The organism is Acidobacteriota bacterium (genome assembly GCA_040752675.1).
GTDB lineage: Bacteria > Acidobacteriota > Polarisedimenticolia > JBFMGF01 > JBFMGF01 > JBFMGF01.
In genome coordinates, this window is the sequence record JBFMGF010000029.1 from 12,315 (window position 1) to 34,794 (window position 22,480).

At 48.9% G+C, this 22,480-nt stretch carries 19 protein-coding genes, 1 tRNA gene and 1 other RNA gene; 15 read left to right on the forward strand and 6 right to left on the reverse strand.

The genetic code is table 11. The features are described from left to right. Positions 1-35: 35 nt before the first annotated feature. Both thrS and AB1756_02995 read right to left on the reverse strand, forming a co-directional pair. Positions 36-2,009 carry a threonine--tRNA ligase gene (thrS, locus tag AB1756_02990; GenBank protein ID MEW5806302.1) on the reverse strand — a complete coding sequence of 658 codons (1,974 nt, stop codon included), beginning with the start codon at positions 2,007-2,009 and terminating at the stop codon, positions 36-38. 57 nt (positions 2,010-2,066) lie between these two features. Next, positions 2,067-2,141 (reverse strand) — tRNA-Val (locus tag AB1756_02995). Between the two features lie 313 nt (positions 2,142-2,454). Between AB1756_02995 and AB1756_03000 the strand changes: the two genes are divergently transcribed. The 8 genes from AB1756_03000 (at position 2,455) to AB1756_03035 (ending at position 11,061) form a co-directional block, all read left to right on the forward strand. Further along, a complete protein-coding gene (locus AB1756_03000; GenBank protein MEW5806303.1) occupies positions 2,455-2,751 on the forward strand; it encodes a GYD domain-containing protein in 297 nt (98 codons plus the stop codon). A 133-nt stretch (positions 2,752-2,884) separates the two neighbouring features. Next, entirely contained in the window at positions 2,885-4,135 is a 1,251-nt protein-coding gene (locus tag AB1756_03005) for a DUF1015 family protein (protein ID MEW5806304.1), read from the forward strand. A 35-nt stretch (positions 4,136-4,170) separates the two neighbouring features. Beyond that, complete coding sequence (locus tag AB1756_03010) at positions 4,171-5,049, forward strand: hydroxyacid dehydrogenase (protein ID MEW5806305.1); 879 nt, start codon at positions 4,171-4,173, stop codon at positions 5,047-5,049. An 82-nt stretch (positions 5,050-5,131) separates the two neighbouring features. Beyond that, on the forward strand, positions 5,132-6,220 hold the full coding sequence (gene serC / locus AB1756_03015; GenBank protein ID MEW5806306.1) for a 3-phosphoserine/phosphohydroxythreonine transaminase: 1,089 nt from the start codon (positions 5,132-5,134) through the stop codon (positions 6,218-6,220). A gap of 9 nt (positions 6,221-6,229) precedes the next feature. Further along, complete coding sequence (gene glyA, locus AB1756_03020) at positions 6,230-7,585, forward strand: serine hydroxymethyltransferase (GenBank protein MEW5806307.1); 1,356 nt, start codon at positions 6,230-6,232, stop codon at positions 7,583-7,585. 260 nt (positions 7,586-7,845) lie between these two features. Beyond that, complete coding sequence (locus AB1756_03025) at positions 7,846-8,628, forward strand: MBL fold metallo-hydrolase (protein MEW5806308.1); 783 nt, start codon at positions 7,846-7,848, stop codon at positions 8,626-8,628. Between the two features lie 79 nt (positions 8,629-8,707). Further along, positions 8,708-9,859 (forward strand): glutamine-hydrolyzing carbamoyl-phosphate synthase small subunit, encoded by a 1,152-nt coding sequence (gene carA, locus AB1756_03030; GenBank protein MEW5806309.1) that lies wholly within the window; start codon positions 8,708-8,710, stop codon positions 9,857-9,859. A 50-nt stretch (positions 9,860-9,909) separates the two neighbouring features. Continuing rightward, positions 9,910-11,061 carry a hypothetical protein gene (locus tag AB1756_03035; GenBank protein ID MEW5806310.1) on the forward strand — a complete coding sequence of 384 codons (1,152 nt, stop codon included), beginning with the start codon at positions 9,910-9,912 and terminating at the stop codon, positions 11,059-11,061. A gap of 50 nt (positions 11,062-11,111) precedes the next feature. Here the strand turns inward: AB1756_03035 and AB1756_03040 are convergent, their stop codons facing one another. From AB1756_03040 to dnaB, 4 genes are all read right to left on the reverse strand, one after another. Then, on the reverse strand, positions 11,112-12,098 hold the full coding sequence (locus tag AB1756_03040; protein MEW5806311.1) for a tetratricopeptide repeat protein: 987 nt from the start codon (positions 12,096-12,098) through the stop codon (positions 11,112-11,114). Then, positions 12,098-13,138, reverse strand: a complete 1,041-nt coding sequence (locus tag AB1756_03045) for a PIN domain-containing protein (GenBank protein ID MEW5806312.1) — start codon at positions 13,136-13,138, stop codon at positions 12,098-12,100. The genes AB1756_03040 and AB1756_03045 overlap by 1 nt, the downstream gene beginning before the upstream one ends. An 80-nt stretch (positions 13,139-13,218) precedes the next feature. Then, positions 13,219-14,409: an alanine racemase gene (gene alr / locus AB1756_03050; GenBank protein MEW5806313.1), complete on the reverse strand. Its 1,191-nt coding sequence runs from the start codon at positions 14,407-14,409 to the stop codon at positions 13,219-13,221. 31 nt (positions 14,410-14,440) lie between these two features. After that, positions 14,441-15,784 (reverse strand): replicative DNA helicase, encoded by a 1,344-nt coding sequence (gene dnaB / locus AB1756_03055; GenBank protein ID MEW5806314.1) that lies wholly within the window; start codon positions 15,782-15,784, stop codon positions 14,441-14,443. 132 nt (positions 15,785-15,916) lie between these two features. On the opposite strand from dnaB, the gene rnpB reads away from it, so the two are divergent. From rnpB to AB1756_03090, 7 genes are all read left to right on the forward strand, one after another. Beyond that, an RNA gene (rnpB, locus tag AB1756_03060) (RNase P RNA component class A) lies at positions 15,917-16,317 on the forward strand. 108 nt (positions 16,318-16,425) lie between these two features. Beyond that, on the forward strand, positions 16,426-17,346 hold the full coding sequence (locus AB1756_03065; GenBank protein MEW5806315.1) for an LD-carboxypeptidase: 921 nt from the start codon (positions 16,426-16,428) through the stop codon (positions 17,344-17,346). A gap of 87 nt (positions 17,347-17,433) precedes the next feature. After that, positions 17,434-18,171, forward strand: coding sequence for a tRNA pseudouridine(38-40) synthase TruA (truA, locus tag AB1756_03070; GenBank protein ID MEW5806316.1), 738 nt, complete (start codon positions 17,434-17,436; stop codon positions 18,169-18,171). A 105-nt stretch (positions 18,172-18,276) separates the two neighbouring features. After that, entirely contained in the window at positions 18,277-19,269 is a 993-nt protein-coding gene (gene galE, locus AB1756_03075) for a UDP-glucose 4-epimerase GalE (protein MEW5806317.1), read from the forward strand. 192 nt (positions 19,270-19,461) lie between these two features. Next, positions 19,462-20,277: an isoprenyl transferase gene (locus AB1756_03080; protein MEW5806318.1), complete on the forward strand. Its 816-nt coding sequence runs from the start codon at positions 19,462-19,464 to the stop codon at positions 20,275-20,277. 81 nt (positions 20,278-20,358) lie between these two features. Beyond that, positions 20,359-21,156 (forward strand): phosphatidate cytidylyltransferase, encoded by a 798-nt coding sequence (locus AB1756_03085; protein MEW5806319.1) that lies wholly within the window; start codon positions 20,359-20,361, stop codon positions 21,154-21,156. A 16-nt stretch (positions 21,157-21,172) separates the two neighbouring features. Beyond that, positions 21,173-22,390: a 1-deoxy-D-xylulose-5-phosphate reductoisomerase gene (locus tag AB1756_03090; protein ID MEW5806320.1), complete on the forward strand. Its 1,218-nt coding sequence runs from the start codon at positions 21,173-21,175 to the stop codon at positions 22,388-22,390. The last annotated feature ends 90 nt before the right edge of the window (positions 22,391-22,480 follow it).

Genomic DNA, 22,480 nt, shown 5'->3' on the forward strand with positions numbered 1-22,480 from the left:
TATGGCAGCACCTCTCTTGAATTAAGGTTGTTACGTTATTGTTTTAAATCTTTTTCGTCTACGATTCTTTTCGCATATTGAATGAAGGCATCGAGGCTGTACATGCCTTTATCGCCTTTGCCTCTGATCCTGAGCGATATGTTCCCATCCTTTTCTTCTCTATCGCCGACTACTGCCATAAAGGGAATCTTTTCGAGCTGCGCCTCGCGTATCTTCAGACCTATCTTCTCATTTCTAAGATCTGCTTCCACTCTGAAGCCATTCGATGCCAGCGTCTCTTTGAGCTTCATGGCGTAAGATCTAGTCCTATCTGTGATGGTGAGGATTCTAATCTGGATTGGAGCAAGCCATGCAGGGAAAGCTCCTGCATAGTGTTCGAGCAGTCCTCCGACGAACCTCTCTATGGAGCCGAGGACCGTTCTGTGGACCATAAGGACGGGATATTCCTTCGAATCGGCAGCGGTGTAGTATACACCCAGGCGCGAGGGGAGGTTGAAGTCAAGCTGTATGGTCGGCCCCTGCCAGGCTCTTTTCAAGGCATCGAGCATCTTTATGTCGATCTTGGGCCCGTAGAAGGCTGCTTCTCCTTTCATCACGGAGTATTCAATCCTTTTCCTCTTCAGGACCTTTTCGAGTATCTTTTCAGCATCATGCCATTCGGCGCGCATCCCAGCATATTTCTGAGGATTGCTTGGATCAGATGTACTCAGGTCGATCTGATACTCAGAATAACCGAAGGAAGAGAGCATGTGCTTCGCGAGATCGATGACCCCTTCGATCTCCGATTCTAGCTGTTCATTTGTGCAGAAGATGTGAGCATCGTCCTGGGTGAAGCCGCGGACTCTCATCATTCCGTGAAGCACGCCGGAGCGCTCGTACCTGTAAACGGTCCCGAGCTCGGCGAATCTTACCGGAAGTTCCCGGTAGCTGTGCTTCCCCGATTTATAGATGAGGATATGCCCGGGGCAGTTCATCGGCTTTATGACATGCTCGTCATCATCTATATTGAAACGGTACATGTTCTCGAGGTAGTAATCGTAGTGGCCGGATTCTCTCCAAATTCTGCTGTTGGCGATGTGGGGGGTCGAAACGAGCTGGTATCCTCTCTTGATATGCTCGTCCTTCCAGAACTCTTCGATGATCCTGCGGATGATTGCTCCCTTCGGATGCCAGTAGATTAGTCCCGCTCCTGCCTCTTCGTGGATGCTAAAGATTCCCAGCTCCTTGCCAAGTTTCCTGTGATCGCGTCTCCTTGCCTCTTCCAGGAGGTTAAGGTAACTCTTCAACTCTTCTTCGCTGAAGAAAGCTGTTCCGTAAATCCTCTGAAGCATCTTGTTCTTCTCGTCCCCCTTCCAATAGGCGCCGGCGACGCTCAGAAGCTTGAACGCCTTCACCTTTCCTGTCGATGGAAGGTGAGGTCCGAGGCAGAAATCAACAAAATCTCCCTGTTCATAGTATGAGCAGCACTCCCCCCCTTTTTCCTCGATGAGTTCCAACTTGAGGTCTTCGTTCATGGATCGGAAGATATTCAGTACATCATGCTTCGGAGCGACCTTTCTCACCATTGGAAGGTCTTGCCTGATGATCTCTCTCATCTTCTCTTCGATCTTCACCAGGTCCTCTGGAGTGAACGGCTCAGACTTGTCGAAATCGTAGTAGAAACCGTCAGCAATGGCGGGGCCGATCCCGATTTTGACATTAGGGAAGAGAGACTTTACAGCATTAGCAAGGATGTGGGAGGTTGTGTGCCTGTATATTTCCAGTGCTTCATCGGAAGGTGGAAGTATGAAGTCAAGGCGGGAGTCTTCTTCGAGCGATGCGGAAAGATCCTTCAGACTTTCGTTGACTCTGGCGGCGATGGCATTCTCATATTTTTTCGAACCAGATTGTGTAATGATGTCGGAAAGCTTTACTCCGCGGGGGTAGTTCTTAACTGTTCCGTCCGGGAAGGTGACACGGATCATCTCCCCCTTTTGAACGGCTGAATTTTTTAAACTGATCTCTTTCACTCCCAATTCCGCAATTTTGTTCTTCTGATTTGTACGTTGCAAAGTCCATAATAAATATGGTAGGCGCGGGCGGTTTCGAACCGCCGACCTCTACCGTGTCAAGGTAGCGCTCTCCCCCTGAGCTACGCGCCTTCAATAACAGATAACTCTTTTAAAAACAAAGTTATACATAAAAAATTTCTTCTGAAATATAACAGAAGCGGTAGTTGCTGTCAACAATATTTGCAGTTTTTAAAATCATACTATTTTTCTTCTTTTTTATGTTTAAATGAGGACAAGCAGATGGTGATCGAAGAAGTTTGAAAGATTCTCTTCGGGTATAGCCCTACCATTTTGGAGTGGAATGATTTCCGTTGACCTTTTTCCTGATTTTGTTTATTGTAAAATGGATAATTATAAGGAAGAGATTGTTTATTTCCTTGAGCTAGTAGGAAAGGAGAAAGATATGTCGACCTACATTCTCATGACAAAATTAAACCCCGAAGCAATAAAAGACATCGGGACGATCGAGGAGAACGGGAAGAAGTGGAAGATTGCCGTCAAAGAGAAGTGCCCGGATGTAAAGTGGATCTGTCATTACTCTATCCTTGGGCCATACGATTTCATCAGCATATATGAGGCTCCGAATGAGGAAGTCGCCTCGAAGGTCTCTCTCATCTCCATGTCTCTGGGTGCCACCAAAGCGGAGAGCTGGACGGCTATCCCCTATAACCAGTTCCTTAAGATACTCAGAAGCCTTTAGTCCCCCTTTCGGTGTTGAACTTTCTGGCTCAATCTGATATCGTATCGCTCAATCATTCCGGTAAGGTTTTGGACCTAATAACAGCATAGATTCTGAAGAAAGTGGAAAAGTTTCCTTCGAAAGGAGCCGATGCATGGCTATCGTGAAACCGTTTCGCGGATTGCGCCCCAGGAACGATCTCGTTGCGAAAGTTGCCTGTCCACCGTACGATGTCCTCTCCTCGGAAGAGGCAAGGATAATGGCTCAGAATAACCCGCTGAGCTTCCTCCATGTCGCCAAATCAGAGATTGACCTCAAGCCTGATATTGACCTTTATGACGATCGTGTCTATGAGAAGGCCCGCGAAAATTTCCAGAAGTTCATAAAAGACGGAGTACTCGTCCGGGATGGAAAAGATTCCTTTTACATCTATCAGCAGATCATGGGTGATCACAGGCAGGTCGGGCTTCTGGCCTGTGTCTCAGTGGACGACTATCTGAATAACATCATCAAGAAGCATGAGCTCACAAGGCCGGACAAGGAGCTGGACCGGACGAAACATATCGACTGTGTCGGTGCGAACACCGGTCTTGTCTTCCTCACTTACAGGGCGAAGGCTGAAATCGATTGGATTATAGAATCCTGTGTGAAGAGACAGCCGGTTTACGATTTCGTCGACGAACAGACGGTTCGCCACACGGTCTGGATAGTCGATGACTCAGCCACAATTCGGAATCTGGCAGAAGCATTTGGCCGTCTTGATGCAATCTACATAGCCGATGGCCATCACAGGAGCGCATCGAGCTGCCGGGTCAGGGATATCAGGAAAGAGAAGCATCCAGACCATACTGGCCGCGAAGAGTACAACTACTTCACCGGTGTCCTCTTCCCGGATAATCAGGTCAAGATCCTGCCATACAACAGGGCGGTTGCCACCCTCAACGAGATGTCTGCTGAAACATTCCTACAGAAGATCGGGGAGCGCGGATTTGAGGTGGAGGCTGCACCCAGTAACGATCCGCATAATCCTGAAAGACAGCACACGTTTGGCATGTATCTCGAAGGAAAGTGGTACAGATTAACCGCAAGAAAGGAGATCATAGTCGATGATGACCCCATTGAGCGCTTGGATGTTCAGATCCTTCAGAAGAACCTGCTTGGTCCAATACTGGGGATTGAAGACCCTCGAAAAGATAAAAGGATAGATTTTATCGGTGGCATAAGAGGGCTGGGGGAATTGAAGAAGAGAGTCGATAGCAAAAGGCTCCGGGTTGCCTTCGCTCTTTTTCCGGCGACCGTGGATGATCTGATGCGGATCGCCAATGCGGGGAGGATCATGCCCCCGAAATCAACATGGTTTGAACCGAAGCTAAAGAGTGGACTCGTCATGCATCTTCTGAACTGATTCACTGAATCTTTTTTATATCATGGAGGTCTGAAATGAAGATTCTTATCTGCGATGCTTTTGATCCATCCCTCCCGAAGAGACTGTCTAAATACGGAGAGGTAACGGAAGACATGAGCCAGCTTCCCGATGCAGATATCGCTCTTGTGAGAAGCAAGACGAAATGCACGAAGGAGTTCATAGATCAGGGAAAGAATCTAAAGATGATTATCCGCGGCGGAGTGGGGCTTGATAACATCGACGTTCAATACTCAAAAACCAAGGGGATTATCGTTCAGAATACAGCAGAGGCATCCAGCATCGCCGTGGCGGAACTTGCCATCGCTTTGATGATCGCTATTCCCAGCAAGATTGTAGAAGGAGATGGCTCCATGAAGAAGGGACAGTGGCTTAAGAAGGAACTCAAGCGCACCGAGCTCTTCGGAAAAACGCTCGGTCTGATCGGGATGGGAAGGATCGCCACAGAAGTGGCAAAGAGGGCTAAGGCATTCGGCATGAGAGTCATTGCCTATGATCCCTACGTGAAGTCGTCAGAGTATGCCGAGATGAAGAATAAGCTTGATGACCTTCTAGCGGAGAGTGATTACATCTCGCTCCACACGCCGATTACTCCCGAAACGGAGAAGATGATCAATAGGGAAACCATCGCGAAGATGAAGAACGGCGTCATAATAATCAACACTGCAAGAGGGAAATGTGTCGTTGAGGAAGATGTGGCGGACGCCCTGAAGAGTGGCAAGATCGGTGGATACGGGAACGACGTCTGGTACAGCGATCCGCCGCAGAACTCCCCCTTGATCAACGCTCCCAGCGTGGTCCTCATGCCCCATCTGGGAGCCTCAACCAAGGAGAATCTCCTGAGGATAGGCGAGATCGTTGATCGGCAGATCGGCGAATATATCAGAAAGCAGTGAGCGTTATTTCGAAAGAGGTTTTGCTTGCCATGAACTTTACCCGGTCATTGTAAGAATGATCTCATTCTTGAGAAAGGAGTGAATGATGGGCAATCGAATCTTCAATTTTAATCCGGGGCCGGCAACTCTGCCGCTGCCAGTGCTGGAAAAGGTAAGGGATGAGTTTATCGACTACTCATCGCTCGGGATGTCAGTCACAGAGATCAGCCACAGGTCCAAGCAGTTCGAGGCCGTCATGATGGATACCAAGAAACTGCTCGCCGAGATCATGGGGATCCCGCCGAACTATAAAATCATTTTCCTCGGTGGAGGGGCATCTCTCCAATTCGCCATGATTCCGATGAATTTCCTCCCACAGGGCAAGAACGCGGATTATGTAATAACGGGAGAATGGGCGCAGAAAGCGCATAAAGAGGCCAAACTCATTGGGAAGACAAACATTGCTGCCACGACGGAGGCGGATGGCTTCCGGCGGATGCCCAGACAGGATGAACTGAAGCTCGATCCGAATGCCTGCTATGTGCACATCACTTCAAACGAGACCATTTCGGGAACGCAGTGGCAGAGATACCCTGATGTAGGCAATGTGCCGCTAATTGCGGACATGTCATCCGATATACTCAGCCGGAAGGTAGATGTCAGCAAATTTGGCGTTATTTATGCCGGAGCGCAGAAGAACCTCGGTCCTGCAGGAGTAACTGTAGTCATCATCCATGATGACCTCGTGGCAAAATGTCCGGAAAATTTACCTACCATGCTCAACTATAAGACCCACGTCTCGAAGGATTCTCTCTACAATACGCCGCCGGTCTTTGCCATCTACATGGTGAAGCTCGTTCTGGAATGGTTGAAGGCTCAGGGAGGATTGAAGAAGATCGAGGAGATCAACAACGAGAAGGGACGCATTATTTACGGTATCCTCGATGAGTATCCTGACTATTACAGGAGCGCCGCGCACAAGGATAGCCGTTCCATCATGAACGTGACGCTCAGGCTGCCTAATGAGGATCTCGAGAAGAAATTCATCGATGAGGCATCTAAAGCCGGGTTCCATGGATTGAAAGGACATCGTTCCGTCGGCGGGATCAGGGTTTCCATGTACAATGCCATGCCTCTGGAAGGGATCCAGAAGCTTGCTGCCTTCATGGAAGAGTTCAAGAAGAACAACTGAATTAGAAAAATGAAGAACCTATCGCAAGTCGATGCTGAACTTGCCAGCGCTCTTTGGAATGAGCTTCAGAGACAGAGAGAAGGGCTGGAATTAATCGCCAGCGAGAACTATCCTCCGCTGGAGGTAATCCGAGTTGCAGGAAACATGGCGGTCGCAAAGTATGCTGAAGGGACGCCTTTCGCCAGGCAGAAGGGCGAGATAGACTGGAGCCAATCGGGGCGCTACTATGGTGGATGCGGTCCTGTCAACGAGATTGAGCGAATCGCCTTCGAGAGAGCATGCAAGCTTTTCAAGGTAGGCTGGGTCAACGTCCAGCCGTGGAGTGGGAGCCAGGCGAACCAGGCAGTCTATCTTGCCCTGATGAAGCCTGGTGAGACTTTCCTTGGTATGGACCTTAAGGCAGGCGGACATCTGACCCATGGTGCCAAAGTCTCATCATCCGGGATCATCTGGAACTCCATCCAGTATGGCGTCACCATTGATGGTCACCCCGACTATGTGCAGATGGAAGAGCTTGCAAGGAGCGCGGGTTCCAAGCCCAAGCTAGTAATGTGCGGCGGGAGCGCCGTCGTAAAGAACATTAACTTCAGAAGAGTCCGTGAAATTGCTGACAGGCATGGAATCCCTTATGTAGTTGCAGACATAGCCCATCCAGCCGGTCTGATCGCTGCAGAATTGCCACAGTTCGGGGGTGATTTTAACCCCTTTGAGTGGTGTGACGTCGTCACAACGACCACTCATAAGACTCTCAGGGGGACGCGCGGCGGAATGATCATGGTCAAGGATGAAGGAACATTGAACAAACATGGCGCCAAGGCTTCCATAGGCGGACGCATCAGGAAGATTTCGGAGCTGCTTGATTCAGCGGTCATGCCCGGGATTCAGGGTGGTCCCGGTATACATCTCATAGCGGCAAAAGCCCTCGGATTTAAATACAATCTTGAACCGGGGTTTAAAGTCTATGCGGCGAAGATTGTGGAGAACGCTAGGGCTCTTGCGCAGGCACTCATTGAGGACGGCTGGAAACTGGTGGGTGATGGGACAGAGAACCACTGCATCCTCATCAATTTTGGTTCAGAAGGGATCAATGGAAAGCAGGCTGAGGAAGCTCTGGAGCAGGTGGGGATCACCGTCAACAAGAACGCCGTTCCCGGCGATACAAGATCGCCGACGGTGACAAGTGGGATCCGTCTGGGCACACCCGCCCTCACGACAAGAGGAATGGGATCAAAAGAAATGAAAATCATCGCTTCCTGGATCTCCCAGGTGTTGAAAAATCCTGAAAATGAAAGCCTTGTTGCTGACATCCGGAACCAGGTACGCGATATGGCAGGTCAGTTCCCGCTTTACCCTGAATTAAGTTAATAGATTACTTGAAGCAATTACTTAAAGTAAAACTTTAGCTCTCCAATAGTCACAAAACCTAATTCACTTTCGCGGAACTTTCTTGATTTTCTTCAATCACTTTCCTGTTGAAGAAGGAGCCATATTAATGTAAAATTTCGCGATGATTTTATGTTGCACACCAGGAGGCACTCAATATCATTAATAAGAATTTCTTTTCCATAGGGAATTTTCAGGTTTACCACATAAGATGCGAGGACTTCAGACTTGATGGCGGGTCAATGTTCGGAATCGTTCCCCGCACTCTCTGGGAAAGAACCAATCCCCCCGATGAGAAAAATAGAATCAAGATGACTTCCAACTGTCTCTTCATCACCGACGGGAGGATAAAGGCCCTTGTGGAAGCAGGTCTGGGAGCCAGAAAAGACAGTAAGTTCAGGGATATCTATGCAGTCGAGGGGCAGAGCATTGACATTAAGCTTGCCGAGCTTGGTGTTGATCCTGAAGATATCCATGTCGTGATTCTGAGCCATCTCCACTTCGACCATTGTGGCGGAGCAGTAAGGATAGCAGGAAGGAAAAATGGAGAATTTATCCCCACTTTCCCGAAGGCAATCCACTTCATTCAGAAGAAAGAACTGGATGCGGCTTTTAATCCAAACGAGAAGACAAGGGCAAGCTACATCAGACACAATTTTGAGCCGCTGCTCAAGGCAAAACAGGTTAAAAGGATCGACGGAGACTGCGAGATATATCCTGGACTATCTGTATTTATTGCGGATGGGCATACCGAGGGAATGCAGTGCACCCTGATCGAAGGTAGCGGTAAGAAGCTCTTTTTTTCGGCGGACCTTTTTCCACTCAAGGCGCATATCAACCTTCCTTACATCATGAGCTATGACCTGTTTCCTCTAAAGACACTCGAGACGAAGAAGAAGATCATACCGAAAGCGATTGGTGAAAAATGGTTGATGACATTCGCTCATGATGCTGATACTCCTTTCGCACACCTTGAGGAAGAAGAAGGAAAGGTCAAAGTGAGACCGGCGATAGTTGATGCATAGTCTGTCGCCCTGTTCTGAAAGATCCGGATTGCTGGGTTGTTTTGAATAAGGTTTTTAGATAAATATAAGGAAAAATTGAATGCAAGCGATCCTGGCCCTTGAAGATGGAAGATACTTCATGGGGAGATCCTTCGGCGCTATCGGAGAAAGAACGGGCGAAGTGGTCTTCAATACATCGATGTGGGGGTATCAGGAGATCCTGACCGATCCTTCCTACAAGGGACAAATCCTGGTAATGACCTATCCTGAGATTGGGAATTGCGGGATAAACGATACGGATAGAGAATCTGCCTCTCCGAAAGTGGAAGGTTTCGTCATCAGGGAGATGAGTGAGATCCACAGTAACTGGCGCTCGGGGAAAGACCTGAATCAGTATCTGAAAGAGAACGGGATCGTTGGCATCTCAGAAGTTGATACCAGAGCAATCACGAAGCATATCCGCTCCAAAGGGGTAATGAAGGGGATTATTTCCACTCTTGACAAAAATATTGACAGTCTTATCCGGAAAGCGAAGAACGCTGCGTCTCTGAAGGACGAGGATCTCGTCAGGAAGGTTTCGTGCAGCACACCATTCTCGTGGAGCGGGGGCAGGGAAGAAGAGTGGGCATCAGGGATAAAGAGACCATCCGATGAGAGGGCTTACCATATCGTAGCTTACGATTTCGGCATCAAGCTGAATATTAAGAGATGTCTCCACGATTCGGGGATGAGAGTGACGGTCGTCCCGGCCTGGACGAATGCAGAGGAGGTCATCGCATTGCAGCCCGATGGTCTCTTCCTGTCCAACGGTCCAGGGGATCCTGCAGTGGTCGATTACGCCATAGTTCAAATCGGAAAGCTGATCGGGAAACTCCCGATCTTCGGCATATGCTTGGGCCATCAGATACTCGGGCTCGCCTTTGGCGGCAAGACATTCAAGTTAAAGTTCGGCCACAGGGGCGGGAATCAGCCTGTCATGAATCTATTGACTGGGAGGGTGGAGATCACGGCGCAGAATCACGGGTATGCCGTTGACGCAACTTCTCTTCCAACGTGGATTGAGATCACTCACATTAATCTGAACGACGAGACTGTCGAAGGGATGAGGCACCGGGAGCTTCCAATCTTCTCCGTTCAGTATCATCCTGAGTCATCTCCAGGCCCCCACGATTCGCTCTACCTCTTTGAGTATTTCTCTGCGATTCTGAACGCCTTTCATAAAAGTAAGGCTTCCGAAATAAGAACGCTCTGATCCGTAACGCGGTTTTTGTATATCAATCTATTATCCTGTGAGGAGAAAAAATGGGAGATTGGAAATCATCTCTTAGAGGTGACCCGACAGAGTGGTTGCTGGATTTTGCAGCTCCGTCGATCAAATACAGGGTCTTGAGAGAGCTTCTTGATAAGCCTGCCGTTGACCCAGACGTACAGAAGGCGAGGGAAGAGGTGGTTTCCTACCAGGCCGCTACAAAGATCGCAAGGATGCAGAAAAAGGATGGAACTTTCGGGAACAAGATCCACTCAAGTAGCAAGCAGGAATGGGAGAAATCGATGGAATGCTGCCTGACTATGCTCTGCGAGCTAGGATGGGACCGGGATTTCGCGGAGATCAAAAAGGCGGTGAAGGTTCTCAGGCAATTCCTGAAGACGAAGATCAAGGAGATCAACTTTTACGAGTATAAGAAGCAGATCCGGGCGGATGAACCACGTCTTCATTATTACCGGTACTTCTTCAAGATCCTGGCGCTCGGCTTGCTCTCCAGGTTGGGGTTCAACGATGATCCAAAGATCAAGGAAGGAATTCTCGAAATCCTTGAAAATGTTTCCGCCTTTGTCTCCGATCCAATCGCCAAGGACCCGATCGAGAAGACAGGTGCTGCATATCCCATTATTAGAAGAGAGGCTTTCCGCCACGGCTTCCCGTTCATCCCCGACTATTACACTCTGTCCCTCTTCGCCGGCAACCCATGGCTCCTCGACGGAGAGTTCGCCAAAATCAATCTCAAGAAGATATTCGATTATGCCATCAGCGACACCTACCAGAGCCTGGGACCGGCCATCGGTCTGGTCAAGACCGCGAAAGGCTATTTTGCCAAAGGGTGGGGACTCGAGTTGAAAGGAATTGATTTCTATCTCAAGAGAAAGTCGCTTGATTATTTCCTCCATATCATGGAGATGCTGGCAAAGCTTGGCCTGGTCAACCGCTATCCGTTTCTGATGAACAACATGGACTGGGTGATGAGCAAGCAGCAGAAGGATGGCCGGTGGATCATCGAAATCGAGTATTTCAATTCCGGAAGCAAGTGGGGACACTTCATTCGTCTTGAGAAGGATTGGAAGAGCCCCAACCGGAAGATTGCCGATCTCACATTCAGGATTCTCATCATCCTGAAGAATCAGTGGATCAGGCAGATCAAAATGCTGGACCGTCATGAAGACTCCTTCCCAATCTGAGGAAAATAAACCAGAGAATGTCGCTGAGAGAAGCAATCGTCTTTTCTGGCTTATTCCTTCTTCTGATCGAGGGTTTTTTTTAAGGAGCGGGCGTCGATGTCGGTTGGGTCCAGTTTGATCGAGATCTCCAGCTCTCTTCTGGCGTTTTCAAGATCACCCGACATGTAATAGGCCTTGGCGAGGAGGAAATGAGCCTTTCCCGTTCCACCGTAAGAAACCGCCTTCTTCAAGACTTCGGTGGCATCCGAGTTTCTTCCTCTATCCAGAAATATCTCGCCGAGGATCAAGCAGGCATCCGCTGCTGTCGGGAATTTTCGCTCTTGAAGCTTCCAGAGAATTTTTTCCGCTTCTTTGAACTGAGAGTTGTTGAAATAGAGTAGTCCAAGTTCGTAGGCGGCTCGTGAGAAATCCGGAAAAAGCGCAATTGCTTTTCCGTAGAGCTCTTCCTTTCGTGCGAAGGAATCTTCGATCGTGGCTTTTATGAAAGCCTCGTATGCAGGAAGAGGGACTGCATCTTCCTCGCTTCCCCGGAAAAGGGTGCTGCAGTCCATGGATTGTCCATTGAGGAATAGATTCTTGCAGATCTCTTTCTTCAGGGAGAGAATCTCTCTGACTGTCGCCGACACGCTAAACTTTTTCAACAGGGATGCCTTCTGAATATCGAGAATGGTGATCTGAACGGTCAGAGAACCCTCCACGGAATCAAAAGACCCGTAAATTAGATGCGTCGCCTGCAGGTGCTCCGCCATCCTGATCTGCGTGGCAAGCGTAGGAGAGGAAATCGGTGAAAAGCCGAAGGTGTTATAGACATCCAGTCTGTCTTTTCGCGCTATGACATCTTCCCCGTTTGTTTCGATAACCAGCGATATAAGGTCAGCGATAGCCTCTCCGATCCAGTAATAGCCACGTTCGCTGCTCCTGTTTTCGAAGTGGTTGACGAAGAAGGATGGTTTCTCGGCATGCCAGGTTGCGGCTCCGAGGAATGCCGGAAATAGGGCCATTATCAGCGAAAGGATGGCTATTCTCGATCCAAGCATCAGGATTCTTCTCTATCCTTGCGCATTTTTTCCGTGTCGTTTCCGTATCTGCCGAAGAACATCTTCCCCGCCGTCGTCTGCAAGACGCTCGTCACTGTGATATCGATCGTCTTACCGATCTGTCTTCTGGCATTGTCCACAACAACCATGGTCCCATCATCAAGATAGCCCACACCCTGGTTCATCTCTTTCCCCTCCTTCAGGATGAAGACTTTCATGATCTCACCAGGAAGAACGACGGGTTTCAGAGCGTTTGCTAGCTCGTTGATGTTGAGGACATCGATACCCCTGAGCTGAGCTACTTTGTTGAGGTTGAAGTCATTGGTGATAATCTTGGCATTCATCTGCCTAGCGAGTTCGATGAGCTTGATGTCCACCTCGTGGATCTCTGGGAAATCGACCTCGCTGATGATGAGCTTGATGAGTGAACTCTTCTTCAGCCTCTGAAGGACATCCAGCCCCTTTCTTCCCCTGTTGCGCTTGATGGAGTCGCTGGAATCAGCGATATACTGAAGCTCCTTCAAAACGAACTGGGGTATGATAAGAATCCCATCGATAAACCCGGTCTCGCAGAGGTCCGCAATCCTCCCGTCGATGATGATGGAAGTATCCAAGATCTTGTACATCTTCCGCAATTCCCCTTCCTTAAATAGTGAAACGAGCTTCTCCATGGCGAATCGCTCTCCCGTCCTTGCCCCGAGTGTTATCCCGGTGTAAAGGAAGAAGAGATAGATGGTTGGACGGATGATGAGGAGCGAAACTCCGAGCATCTTCAGATCGGCGGGAAAGAGCCTGTTGACGATGAGGGCAAGCCATGCGCCGACCACGACCCCCACGGCTGCTCCGATTGTCACTCTGAGCTCAATGTTTTTAAATTTCCACTGAAGTGCAAGAATGGCTACTGCGATGAGAAAGCCAAGGACTAGATTTAAAATGAAGACGCTTGCCGGAACGAAACCAAGGCTGGAAAAAGGATCGAAATAGAAAGGGAGAATGAGGGATACGATGATAACGATGATCTTGAGTATATGTTTCTCCAATACCGTAACCTCCTTTGAGGGTTTTCCTTTTAAGATGGCTTTGAGCCATCAGGGAAAATCTTTAATAGAATAGCACAGCTTCATGCCTGCCGCAGTAACATGAAAGAGCTGATTGAGATTGGCTTGTGATTCTGGATGTAGATTCTTGGAATCCTTCTGCCAAGGCCGCAGAAGATTTCGTATGGAATCGTTCCGACCTTTCTGGCGAGCTCGGTGACGGTAATCGTTTCTGTGGAATCGGAGCCTATGATGGTAGCGACATCGCCGAGCCCGACTCGATTGATCCCGGTGACATCGACCGTGATGAGATCCATGCTCACGGATCCTACTATAGGAGCCTTTCGTCCATGGATGATCACTTCGCCGCCCGGTGAGAGGGCTCTGACAAGGCCGTCATCGTATCCGATGGGAAGAACTGCAATCCGGCTCTTTCTCTTAGTGAAGAATCGGGCACTGTAGCCTATAGGAGAATTCTTCTCGTAATCTTTCAGGGACACGATCCTGCTCCGGAGACTCATGACCGGCTTCACGTTTAATTTCTCAGGAGAGGATGTCGGGTTTATCCCGTAAATGAGCAGGCCCGGCCGCACAGCATCTAAATATGATTCAGGGAAGTTCAGAATGCCGGCGCTGTTGGCGAGATGACTGATCCTGATATAGATGCCGTTCCTCCTGATGACAGATAGAAAATCCAGGAAAACCTTAAGCTGATCTTTCGTAGCAGACTTCGATGGTTCATCGGCAGAAGAGAAGTTTGAAAAGACTCCTTCCAGGCGAGCAAATCGAAATCTCTTGATCATGGCGGCTATGGATTCGGCTTCCCGGGGCAGAAATCCCAACCGTCCCATGCCGGTATCTATCTTTACATGGAAGGAAATCCTTCTCTTCGATTTGGAGGCTACCTTCTCAATCTCTTCCAGGATGTCCATTCTGTAAGCTGAGGGAGTAAGTCTGAATCGTATGGCATCTTCCAGTTGATATTTCTCCAGAGGGCCGAGTATCAGGAGAGGGAGACGGAATCCGGCTTTTCTGAGCTCGATGGCCTCTTCAAGAAGTGCCACGCAGAGATAATCAAAGTTGAACTTCTCCAGGGCTGAGCATACTTCGACTGTTCCATGGCCATAGGCCGATGCCTTGATTACGGGAAATATCCTGGATCTTCCAACCTTCCTTTGGATTAACTTGACGTTGAATATAAGGGAATCTAAATCGATCTCAGCCCATGTCGGTCGGAATTTTTCTATTTCTATAACATGAATCTTCTTCTGCATTCCTCGATGGTATCTTTGCATGACAGCATTTCTATGAGACTCCGTATCTGACCGTTTCAAGATTCTCGAACTTCGTGTACTCTTTGATGAAAACAAGATTGACGGTACCGGTGGGACCATTTCTCTGTTTTGCGATGATGATTTCCGCTTTTCCCTTGTTCTCAGGGTCATCCAGGTTGTAAACTTCGTCCCTGTAAATGAAGGCGACGAGATCCGCATCCTGCTCTATGGCGCCTGATTCGCGAAGGTCGGAGAGCTGTGGCCTGCGGTCCTTGCCGCGTTGCTCCGGCGCCCTGCTAAGCTGCGACACAGCGATAATGGGGATCCTAAGCTCTTTGGCAAGCTCCTTCAGAGAGCGGGAGATGTCGGTAATCTCCTGATACCGGCTCTCGTATTTCCCCCGCCCGCGCATGAGCTGGAGATAGTCCACGATCAGGAGATCAAGGCCAAACCTCGCCTTCAGCCTTCTGGCCTTGGCTCTCATCTCGATGATCCCGATCCCGGGAGTGTCATCGACAAAGATGTTAGCCTCGCTGACGGTGTTGAATGCCATGTTCAGCTTGGTCGTTTCGGGTTTGCTCAGAACTCCTGTCCTCAGGCGATGCGAGTCGATCCTGGCTTCGGAACAGAGCATTCTCAGGAATAGTTGCTCTCTGGACATCTCGAGGGAAAAGATCCCAACCCTGTGATTGGTCTTCGTTCCGATATGCTGGGCGATGTTCAGACAGAAGGTTGTTTTGCCCATGGAAGGACGCGCGGCGATAATGATAAGATCACCATTCTGAAGACCGAGCGTCAGCTCGTCAAACTTTTCGAAACCGGAAGGGATTCCGCGCAAGAGCTCCTTGTGTTCTGCGATCTGCTCCAGGATCGTCAGGCTCTCCTTTGCTATGTCCCTTATCGGGATGAAGTTCGTCCTTAGTCGTTCGCTGGCAATCCTGAATATGGAAGCTTCGGCCAGGTCCAGCAGCTCCTCGGGAGGAGAATCGGATTCATAGCAGCTGTTAATTATTTCGGTGGCAGACTCGATGAGATTCCTCAGGATTGATTTTTCCTTGACAATCTTGGCATAATGCTCCACATTCGTCGATTTGGGTACGCCATCGACCAGCGAGGAGACATAGGCTGCTCCCCCAACGGCTTCAAGCTCTCCAGAATATTCCAGCGCTTCCTTGACCGTAAGGATATCGATGGCCACCCTTCTTTCAGAGAGATCTTCCATAACTCGAAAAATCTTTCTGTGGCTTTCGAGGAAAAAGTCAGGGCTCTGAAGGATCTCCTGCGCTACGTTGATCGCCCTGTTATCGAGCATTATAGCGCCGAGGACAGATCGTTCGGCATCTGGGCTATTGGGAAAACTTTTCTCTTGAGCCATCTTCCTTTGTCCAAGACTCCGCTGAGGAGGCTAAAAAGTTTTAAATAATAATAACACAATTCATAGGCTCAGTGCATCGCTTTACATAATTGTTGCTTTTATGTCATTGCGCTAGTATATTTGCAATTAGCTGGAGGGGGGATAGGCGATCGCTTCACCGGCAACGGTGGAGAGGAAAGTCCGAACTCCAAAGGGCAGTGCGCTGGGTAACACCCAGTCCTGGAAACGGGAAGGAAAGTGCCACAGAAAAGATACCGCCTCGGGCTTTCTTGCCGTGGAAATTTTCCATCGGCAATGCCTCATAGGCTTCGGGGTAAGGGTGAAAAGGTGGGGTAAGAGCCCACCGGTGCCGATGGCAACATAGGCAGCCAGGCAAACCCCGCACGGAGCAAGATCAAATAGGGGAGCTCATGAGTGGCCCGCTCTCAAGGCTTCCGGGTAGATCGCTTGAGGGGATGAGGAATCTTCCTCCCAGATGAATGATCGCCAACTGCCTAGCAGTGACAGAATTCGGCTTACTTCCCTCTCCAGCTTTCTTCCTACCATGTTCTTCCAAGATGAAGATTTACTATCAATTGATAAAATCTAATTATTATTGTCCGGAAAGTATCATTGGCTTATAGTATAAGAAGGTATTTAATATGATGCGTATAAGATTCTTGAAAGGCGGGGAGAAGATCGGGATCGTGGCGCCGGGGTTTGCCGTGAAAAGACAACACGTGCTGAGAGGAGCGGCCTATCTGAAGAGAAAAGGTTTTAATGTCATTTTCGGGAAGTCCATCTTCAGGAAGTCTGGTTACTTTGCAGGAAGCGATGAAGAGAGAGCCTGCGATCTGAATGCGATGATCGAGGATCGCGAGGTCAGAGCCATCGTCTTCGCAAGGGGAGGATTCGGAACTTCCAGGATCCTGAATAGAATAAATTTTGATGCGCTAAGGAAAGATCCTAAGATCCTGCTCGGCTACAGCGATCTCACATCCTTATTCCTTACCGTACGAAAGATTGTAGATATTCCTGTCTTTTATGGTCCAGTCGCAGTGGAGCTGAGGAATCTGAAATGCTACGACGAAAAATCTCTGTGGGCACTACTCTTGGGAAAGAGCTTTAGGATAAAAATAGGAAAGCGTCAGGTTTTGGTTGAAGGTCGTTCCGAAGCAGTCGCAGAGGGTGGTTGTCTCACGCTGATTGCGAACCTGCTCGGAACACCCTTTGAACCCGATTTTTCCGGAAAGATTCTATTCTGGGAGGAGATGGGAGAGGAGGCTTACAGGATCGACCGGTTGCTGTCTCATCTCTCCATGGCAAGGAAGCTGGAAAAATTGAGAGGAGTGATTGTAGGAAGACTCGTTGGCTGCGTTGAATCCAGACTCTCTCCAGGGAAGAGGAGCATCAAAGAGATTCTCGAGGAGTATTTCGGGAATAGAGGGATACCGGTCCTCTATAACTTCCCGGCAGGTCATTGCTTGAAGAAAGTGACTATTCCTCTCGGAATCAAAATGACGATAGATACTGAAAGATACTCCGTGGAATTTAAGACATCATGCCGAGAGAGCGTAAGATAATTCATCCTAAATTAAACATCTGTTGCCAGTCAATGACAGTGCGATGATTTCTAAGATTGGATTTAAATTCCGATGTCGGATGAAGTGATGCTAAGAAATATTCGGATGATCCTGCAGTATGTCGGGACTAAGTATCATGGCTGGCAGATCCAGGAAAATGCATTCTCCATCCAGGAGATCATCGAGGAAAAGCTATCTCTGATCCTGAATGAGAAGGTAAGGATTATCGGCGCTGGACGGACCGATGCGGGGGTTCATGCCCTCGCCCAGGTCGCGAACTTCAAGACGTTAAACCAGCTTCCCATCCATAAGATATTCAAAGGGATCAACTCGCTTCTGCCCGAAGAGATAGCCGTCATAGATATGGGGGAGGCAGAGATGGGTTTCAATGCAAGGAAGGATGCCAAGAAAAAGGAATATTACTACCAGATCTGGAACGGAGAGGTTATCCCTCCATTCCTGGCCCCTCTGGCAAAGCATATCCCTTACAAACTGGATCAGGAAAGGATGAGCATAGCGGCAGCAATCTTTCTCGGCGAACACGACTTTACCTCTTTCTGCTCCTCTCATTCTAATATTGAAGACAAGGTCAGAACAGTCTATCATTCTGGGATTGAGGTTACGGGTGCGATGATCAAATACCGGATCATCGCCAACGGCTTCCTGCAACACATGGTTCGAAACATCGTTGGCACACTGATCGAGATAGGGAAGAGGAAACATAGCGAGCGAGAAATAGAGGAGATCCTGATGGCAAGAGATCGAAGGAAAGCCGGCTTTGCGGCTCCGGCCAAAGGACTCTTTCTCGCCAGAGTGTACTATTGAAGTTCTTATGCAGGATTAGAATCTTTTAAATGTATGCTGGATGTATTGATGTCAGATGCACAAAGCATCTTTTCTTAGAAAATCTATTGATAAGAGGGAAGAGAAATGTCGGTAATTGTGACGGGAGGGGCAGGTTACATAGGAAGCCACATTGTCAAGAGGCTGGTCGAGATGGGCGAGGCGCCCATCGTCATCGATGATCTGAGCGAGGGACATAGAGACTCCATCGGAGAGTGCCGGTTAATCATAGGTGACTTCAGCGACCCTGAAGTCCTCGGGAAAGCCATTGCCGATGACGATCCCCCCTTCATCATCCACATGGCAGCAAATTCGCTCGTCGGTGAATCCATCGTCAATCCCTCAAAGTACTATGAGAACAACCTCATTAAATCGCTCCGCATGCTCGATTTTCTAAGGGAGGAAAAGGTAAAAGGGATAGTCTTTTCATCCAGCGCTGCCGTTTATGGGGAGCCGAAAGAGATCCCGATAAAGGAGAACCATCCCCAGGATCCGACGAACCCTTATGGTGAGACAAAGCTCTCCTTCGAGAGAGCCCTTGAATGGTATCGCAGGAGTTATAGTATCGGATATGTTTCGCTACGATACTTCAATGCGGCAGGGGCAGACCCTGATGGAACGATTGGAGAGAACCATGCTGATGAAACACATCTCATACCGAGACTCCTTCTGGCAATCCTTGGGAGGATCGAGAGTGTAGAAGTCTTCGGGGATGATTATCCTACCTACGATGGGACTTGCATCAGAGATTACATCCACGTCATGGACCTAGCGGAAGCGCACATCCTAGCCATGGTATTTCTGGAAAGAAATAGAGGCGCAGGCAGGATATTCAATCTCGGGAATGGTGAAGGCTTCTCAGTTCTTGAAGTAATTGAAATGGTCAAACGGGTAACCGGCAGAGATGTTCCGGTCAAAATCGGTAAGAGAAGGCAAGGAGACCCTGCCGTTCTCTTGGCCAGCTCCGCGAAGATCGTAGAGGAACTCAGATGGAAAGCCAGATTTCCATCTCTCGCCGACATTATAGAAACAGCCTGGAAATGGCACAGAGCCCACCCCGAAGGTTACAAGAAGAAATGACTTTTATCTGATTCGAATAGCCGAAAAAGGTGTGTGCATTTTCCTCTCTAATGTTTCTCAATTATCGATTTCAACAGCTCTTCGCATAGCTCATATATAAAGTTGATCTTATCTATTCCTCAAAAGATTCCAGACGGGCAATTTATTGAAAATGGAGGATATGGTTGATATAATCCGCAGCAAGGTACAAACATGATTGATCTTGAAGAGCTTGCGGAGAAGGGGAGTGAGGAAGAAAATATCCTCCGCACGATAGACTTCGCACATCTCCCTCGGCACGTTGCCATCATCATGGATGGGAACGGGAGGTGGGCGAGGATGAGAAATCTCCCTCGCGTCAGCGGCCACAGGGCCGGGATCGAATCCGTGCGCGATACCATTGAAGCGGCAGCCAAGCTCGGCCTCGAGATTATCACCCTTTATGCCTTTTCCATCGAAAATTTCAAAAGACCCAGAGCGGAGATCGACACCCTCATGTCTCTCCTCAAAGAGTATGTCCATAAAGAAAAAGAGACGCTGATCAAGAATAATATCAGGTTCAAAGCAATGGGAAGACTTCATCTCCTCGGGGAAGAGATTGAAGATATCCTTCAGGAAGTAGAAAAAGATACAGAGAAGAATAGCGGGCTCCTCTTCAACATCGCCCTAGGATACAGTGGAAGGGCAGAGATCGTTGATGCCGTGAAGAAGATAGTGAAGGATGGAAAGGCAGGGAGGATCGATGAGCGTCTGCTCGATGAGCGATCCTTTGCATGTTACCTTTACACTGCAGGCTTGACGGATCCTGATCTTCTCATCAGAACGAGTGGGGAGCTGAGGGTCAGTAACTTCCTGCTGTGGCAGATCGCCTACTCTGAGATCTGGGTCACTGAGACTCTATGGCCGGACTTCCGCCGAAAGGAGCTCTTCCAGGCAATCGCCGACTATCAGAAGAGGGAACGCCGCTATGGAGGCATCGAGGAGAATCACCGGGAAGAAAAAGACACCGGGGTCCTAACAAAAAAATAGTTATCAAATCGATGGCGATAGGAAAACGATTGTGCTTATACAGGTATTCTGGTAAAAGTGATAGGTACTGGAGTTGACTGGATGAAGAGAATCCTGACCGCCATGATTCTTCTTCCCATTCTTCTGGTCATCATAAAATTTGGTAACGCTGTTTATTTTTTCGTGATATGCGGCATTGCAGCCTCGTTTGCGAGCCTTGAATTGTACAGGATTCTCGAGCAACTGGGATACCGGTGCCATAAAGTCCTGGGGGTGATCCTATCGCTCGGGATCGCCTACTCCTTCCTCGAACCGAAATTTCTTGTGGGATATCCAATTGTCATATCAATCACGCTCGTTCTGCTTATCTCCATGATCAGGATAGATGATTTCCCGGGCATCATTAATTCGGTGATGGCGACCTTCTTTCCGATTTTCTTCATTGGCTACACTCTCGGCTATCAGGTTGGCCTGAGGGCTATCCCCGGTGAGGATGGAAAGGACCTGCTCGTTTTTCTTTTTTTTGTCGTCTGGATAGGAGATTCTGCTGCTTACTACGTGGGGAAGACGCTGGGGTGCCATAAGATGTCTCCAAGGATCAGCCCGAACAAGACGATCGAGGGAGCAATCGGAGGAATCCTGTTCAGCATCGTTGCTGCTCTCGTCGCGATGCTCTGGTTCTACAGAAGAATCGATTTGCACGATGCTCTAATTCTCGGGCTTGTTCTTGGGGTTCTCGGGATCTTCGGTGACCTTGCGGAGTCCGCATTCAAAAGGGCAGCCAACATCAAGGATAGTTCCGTGATACTTCCGGGTCATGGCGGTTTTCTCGACCGTTTCGACAGCCTCCTATTCACTGGTCCCGCCCTTTATTATTACTACCAGCTTTTCATCAAATGAGATAAGATTTTGCATCATGAAAAATATCTCGATCATAGGTTCAACCGGATACATAGGGAGAAAAACCCTTGAAGTAATCCGCGAAAATAGAAACCGCTTCAGGGTCGTAGCCCTCTCTTGTGGCAACAACGTTGCTCTCGTCCTGGAGCAGATCAGAGAATTCAATCCTCTCCTCGTTTCTGTCTCAACGGAAGCCGGCGCAGAGAAGGTCAGGAAAGCGATCAAGGATATGGCGCGTGCCGCTGGCGGAAAGATTGGAACGGAAAAAGACAAAGACACCATTGTGAGAGACGAGATAGAGATCGTGAGCCGGGAGGAGGGGATGGTTCAAGTTGCAACTCACAGCGAAGCCGATTTTGTGATATCGGCTGCAGTCGGTGCTATTGGCCTTATCCCGACACTGCGAGCCCTTGAAAGTGGTAAGGCTGTGGCCATTGCCAATAAAGAGGCTCTGGTCGTTGGTGGCGAGCTCATCATGAGGGAGGCAAAGAAACAAAATGTTCAGGTGCTTCCCATCGACAGCGAACATTCGGCGCTCCATCAGTGTCTACGTGGAGAGAGAATAGAGGATGTGAAAAGATTGATCCTGACCGCATCCGGGGGCCCCTTCAGGAATCTCGGAAAGGAAGAGCTTGAAAAGGTAACTCCCGAGGAAGCTCTCAAGCACCCAACATGGGATATGGGGCGAAAGATCACAATCGATTCCGCTACCATGATGAACAAGGGGCTGGAAATCATCGAAGCGCGCTGGCTCTTCGGGATTCTCCAGGAAAGGATAGATGTCTTCCTCCACCCGCAGAGCATCGTCCATTCCATGGTAGAGTTCAATGATGGTTCATTAAAATGCCAGATGGGTATCACCGACATGAGGGGACCAATCCAGTATGCGCTAACTTATCCAGAGAGGATCGAAGCGGATCTTATGTCGCTCGACCTGACAGCAATGGGGCCACTGGAGTTTTTTCATCCCGACCCGGAGCGGTTTCCCTGCCTGCGGCTTGCCTATGATGCCATAGCAGTGGGTGGAACCATGCCAGCCATCCTTAATGCATCCGATGAAATTGCGGTACAGCACTTCCTCGACGGAGAGATATCCTTCACAAAGATACCGGAAATCATCGAGAGGGTGATGAAGCATGCACAGGTCGTCCACGATATCACTCTGGAAGCAGTGCTTGAAGCAGATCGTCAGGCAAGGAGTGAAACATTGCGCTTCATCAGGGAACTTAATTGAGATTTCAAGATATAGGCGCAGATGCGATCATCTTGCATGGCTTTTAAGATGTGTGGTTGATAAATGCAGCTAAACTTGAAGGTGCAGGAT